This window comes from Shewanella sp. 11B5, from assembly GCF_002836795.1.
Lineage (GTDB): Bacteria > Pseudomonadota > Gammaproteobacteria > Enterobacterales > Shewanellaceae > Shewanella > Shewanella frigidimarina.
This window is the reverse complement of the sequence record NZ_PJAP01000850.1, coordinates 1-3,590: the sequence shown is the minus strand read 5'-3', so window position 1 is coordinate 3,590 and position 3,590 is coordinate 1. Positions and strand designations below refer to the sequence as shown.

The following is a 3,590-nucleotide window of genomic DNA, read 5'->3' as shown; positions in this document are numbered from 1 at the left end:
GCGTCTTTTCACAAGGTGTTGCCCAAAGCCAATTCAATGTAATAGCTGACTCAGGTACCGATAACTTGAAGCAATTCATCGGTCATGGTGAGTTTACATCAACCGAAAACGGCCAAGCAGATTACCTCATCACTTTACATCATGACTAAGATAACCATTTCTCGTATAGAGACGAATATCGGTACATTTAGAGTATCTGGCACTATGGCGTTAACTTCACTGATGTTTATCAGTGTTGATATACTCGGCAGTGATGGATGGGAAGCTCTGATAGTTGATCCACAAACTCAATGGCATAAAACGTTAATGGCTGCCTGTGAAGTGCATTTAGCAGAACAAAAGATCATAACTTAGGCATAAAAAGAAACCCCAGCAAGCTGGGGTTTCTTTTTAGCGATTAAGATTAATAATACTTATTAAGGCATCATTGAAGGCTGATCTGCACCTTCTTTCTCAATCTCTACCGGTAACATATGTTCACGATTGATACCCAATTTAATGGCTAAATAACTTGCCACGTAAATCGATGAGTATGTACCCACAAAAATACCGAGTAATAATGCAGTCGCAAAACCATGGATCATTGTGCCGCCTTTTAAAAACAGCGCAATAACGGTAATTAATGTAGTACCTGTAGTAATAACAGTACGACTCATGGTCTGAGTGATTGAGGTATTCACAATCTCTACAGGAGTGCCTTTGCGCATTTTAAGGAAGTTTTCACGGATACGGTCATACACTACGATGGTATCGTTAAGTGAGTAACCCACAACCGTCAATAAACCTGCCAATACGGTCAAGTCAAACTCAAGCTGTAATACCGAAAAGACCCCTAAGGTCACAATAACGTCATGGGCTAGCGCCGCTACAGAACCTGCAGCTAAACGCCATTCAAAACGAAATGATACATAGATAAGAATACAGATTAAGGCAACAATAACGGCTAAGCCCCCCTGCTCTGCTAATTCCTTACCTACTTGTGGCCCAACAAACTCAACACGCTTTTGAATCACGCCTGAATCAATTGACTGCGCAGCAGTTAATACTGCTGCAACCTGGACATCACTTTTTAACTCATTTCTTACCGGTAAACGAACTAAAATGTCGCGGCTTGAACCAAAGTTCTGTACCACGGCTCCTTCAGCTTCATCAGTCGTCATGGTTGCACGTAGAGCATTTAAGTCAACAGGAGCAGAAAACTCCATTTCAACAACCGTACCGCCGGTAAAGTCTAAGCCCCAGTTAATGCCTTGTACGCCTAACGATACAAAAGAAGCAATAACTAAGATCAACGACATTACACTAATAGGAAATGCATGACGAAGGAAGTCGACTGTATTCTTTACTGAAAATATCTGAAACATGTTCAACTTCTCCCTTAGATAGACAATGACTTAACGCGCTTACCACCCCAAACCGCATTCACGATTGAGCGTGTGCCAACAATGGCTGTAAACATCGAAGTCGCGATACCTATCATTAAGGTAACAGCAAAGCCTTTCACCGCACCGGTACCGACAGCAAACAAGATTAACGCTGTCATAAAGGTGGTGATGTTAGCATCTGCAATGGTTGAAAAAGCATTACCATAACCTTCATGGATAGCTTGTTGCACGCTGCGACCGCCAAGAAGTTCTTCACGGATACGTTCAAAAATAAGTACGTTACCGTCAACCGCCATGCCCACCGTTAATACCATGCCCGCAATACCTGGCAAGGTTAATACCGCACCTGGGATCATAGACATCACACCAACAACCATAATTAAGTTTGCCATCAATGCAAGGTTGGCAATAAAACCAAATGCACGGTAGTAAACCATCATAAATACAAGAACAACAACCATGCCCCAAATCATCGCTTGAACACCGTTTTGGATGTTTTCAGCACCTAAGCTTGGGCCAATAGTTCTTTCTTCTACAATTGTCACTGGCGCGATCAACGCGCCTGCACGTAATAATAAGGCTAGGCTTTGTGCTTCAGTGTGCTCAAGACCGGTAATCACAAAATTACGACCTAAACGAGCCTGAATCGTCGCAACTGAAATAACCTCTTCAATACGAGTCATTTTCACTGTGCCATCAGGATTACGTGTACCACTGTCTTTATATTCGATAAACAATGTTGCCATTGGTTTACCGATATTGTCTTTGGTCACGTTAGAGAAAATCGAGCCGCCTTTCGCGTCAAGATTAATCGCTACCTGTGGACGGCTGTATTCATCAAAAGTAGGTTGTGCACCAGTGATATGATCACCCGTTAGCATCACTTCTTTTTTCAATACGGCAATCCCGCCTTCACGGCGTTGGTACACTTCTGCACCTGCTGGAACACGACCATTTGCAGCTGCGCTTACGTCAGCCTTATCATCAACCATACGAAATTCAATTGATGCCGTAGCACCTAAAATTTCTTTTGCTCGAGCAGTGTCTTGTACACCAGGCAGTTCAACAATAATGCGCTCAGCGCCTTGACGTTGTACTACAGGCTCAGCAACACCCAACTCGTTAACACGGTTACGAATAGTGGTAATGTTTTGCTGCAGTGCTTCTTCCTTAATTTGCTTAAGGTAAGCATCACTCATGGTAGCAAGAAGCATAAACTCATTACCGCTACTCGCATCGGTATAGGTCATGTCATTGCTGCGTGTTTTTAAATAAGTCTCTGCTTGGTCAACCGTTTCAGCATCTCGAAACTTAATCGCAATCCCTTTCGGGGTTTTACGAATACCAGCATAACGAATTTTCTCTTCACGAAGCTGGCTACGGAAATCAGCTATCTTAGCTTCTTCCATTTTACGAATAGCTTCGCCCATATCCACTTCCATTAGGAAGTGAACACCACCACGTAAATCTAAACCTAATTTCATCGGCGACCCACCAACAGCTTCTAGCCATTCAGGGGTTGCCGGTGCTAAGTTTAATGCAACGGTATATTTCTGACCAAGCAGTTCAGCGATAGCTTCTTTAGCCACCAACTGCTGCTCAGGATTTTGCACTCGGACTAATAACTGACCATTTTCTAGCTCGGCACGCTTTACCGCAATACCCTGACTATCTAATAAATCAACCACAGTCGTTTGTGTCGATGCAGTCACTTCTGCGCCGCGAGTTGCGACAATCTGCACTGCATGATCTTCACCAAACAAATTTGGTATTGCATAAAAACTACCAATGGCGATGACAAGCATCACCATGATGTTTTTCCACATTGGGTATTTATTTAACACACCATAGCCCTCTTGGCTTTATAACGACTGGATAGAACCTTTAGGCAATACCGCTGCGATGTAATCCTTTTTAATCGTGATTTGGTTGTTATCATTAATCGCTAATAACACATAATCACTTTCTTCACCGATTTTGGTCACTTTACCGAGAATGCCACCACTGGTTAACACTTCATCACCTTTTGAAATCGACGCCATTAGGTTTTTGTGCTCTTTTACACGCTTTGACTGTGGACGGAAAATCATGAAGTAAAAGATTAATCCAAACATGACTAGCATAAAAATTAACTGCATGGTTTCGCCACCGGCTACACCACTAATTGGGCTTGCATATGCATTTGAAATAAACATAGTTCTCTCT

At 42.7% G+C, this 3,590-nt stretch carries 5 protein-coding genes; 2 read left to right on the top strand and 3 right to left on the bottom strand.

All coding sequences use genetic code 11. The features are described from left to right. Positions 1-149 (top strand): DUF3224 domain-containing protein (locus tag CXF78_RS17095; RefSeq protein ID WP_145991534.1); only part of this gene is annotated, 149 nt, incomplete at its 5' end. Then, entirely contained in the window at positions 142-354 is a 213-nt protein-coding gene (locus tag CXF78_RS21285; protein ID WP_145991533.1) for a hypothetical protein, read from the top strand. The genes CXF78_RS17095 and CXF78_RS21285, both read left to right, overlap by 8 nt. Positions 355-416: 62 nt before the next feature. Here the strand turns inward: CXF78_RS21285 and secF are convergent, their stop codons facing one another. From secF to yajC, 3 genes are read right to left on the bottom strand one after another with little or no spacing between them, the layout of a single operon-like run. Continuing rightward, positions 417-1,364, bottom strand: coding sequence for a protein translocase subunit SecF (secF, locus tag CXF78_RS17090; protein WP_011638148.1), 948 nt, complete (start codon positions 1,362-1,364; stop codon positions 417-419). 14 nt (positions 1,365-1,378) lie between these two features. Further along, entirely contained in the window at positions 1,379-3,229 is a 1,851-nt protein-coding gene (secD, locus tag CXF78_RS17085; protein WP_059744418.1) for a protein translocase subunit SecD, read from the bottom strand. A gap of 18 nt (positions 3,230-3,247) precedes the next feature. Next, positions 3,248-3,580, bottom strand: a complete 333-nt coding sequence (gene yajC / locus CXF78_RS17080) for a preprotein translocase subunit YajC (protein WP_011638150.1) — start codon at positions 3,578-3,580, stop codon at positions 3,248-3,250. Between the last annotated feature and the right edge of the window lie 10 nt (positions 3,581-3,590).

Bases quoted from the DNA above. Each gene is read 5' to 3' on its own strand.
- yajC (WP_011638150.1), bottom strand. From the start codon at position 3,580: ATGTTTATTTCAAATGCATATGCAAGCCCAATTAGTGGTGTAGCCGGT.
- CXF78_RS21285 (WP_145991533.1), top strand. From the start codon at position 142: ATGACTAAGATAACCATTTCTCGTATAGAGACGAATATCGGTACATTT.
- secF (WP_011638148.1), bottom strand. From the start codon at position 1,364: ATGTTTCAGATATTTTCAGTAAAGAATACAGTCGACTTCCTTCGTCAT.